The sequence below is a fragment of the Staphylococcus sp. EG-SA-2 genome, from assembly GCF_017152085.1.
Window position 1 is genome coordinate 1 of sequence record NZ_JACYHC010001192.1, and the last position, 649, is coordinate 649.

Genomic DNA, 649 nt, shown 5'->3' on the forward strand with positions numbered 1-649 from the left:
TCGTAATCAATTTCATTACCACGTCGAATTAAGCCACGTTTTTTCCCTATCGCATCAAACCACGCTATGATTTCTGCATCTTCAGGAACTTCAATATTATAATGTGACTTTAATCGCGCTAAATCATTTTGAATTAAAAAGTTTAATCCATAGATGGCAACTTCATCTAAGTGCACAATACTATCTTTTATCGCACCAGTTAAACTCAACTTCTTACCGACTTCTTCATCTTCAAATTTAGGCCAAAGTATCCCTGGTGTGTCTAATAGTTGTAATGCATTACTAACTTTAATCCATTGTTGTTGTTTGGTCACACCTGGTTTATTACCAGTCTGCGCAATACTACGCTTTGCCAGTTTATTTATTAATGTGGATTTACCAACATTTGGAATTCCAACGATCATTGCTCTTATCGCTCTAGGTTTAAGTCCTTTCGCTTTTTCGCGTTCAAATTTTTCAGCAGTCGCCTTAATTGCTGCAGCTTCCACTTTCTTTAAATTTTTACCGTGCTTAGCATCCACTGATACAGGATAGTATCCTTTATCAATAAAAAATTGTTCCCATTTTGACATCTCATTTAAATTAGACATATCTTTTTTATTTAATATAACAACACGTGGTTTTTGGTTAATAACTTCATCTATCATAG

At 34.2% G+C, this 649-nt stretch carries 1 protein-coding gene; it reads right to left on the reverse strand.

What is annotated here, in order from left to right; genetic code table 11:
- Positions 1-649: ribosome biogenesis GTPase YlqF (gene ylqF, locus IDG60_RS28115; RefSeq protein WP_206161089.1), on the reverse strand; the 649-nt coding region annotated here is incomplete at both ends.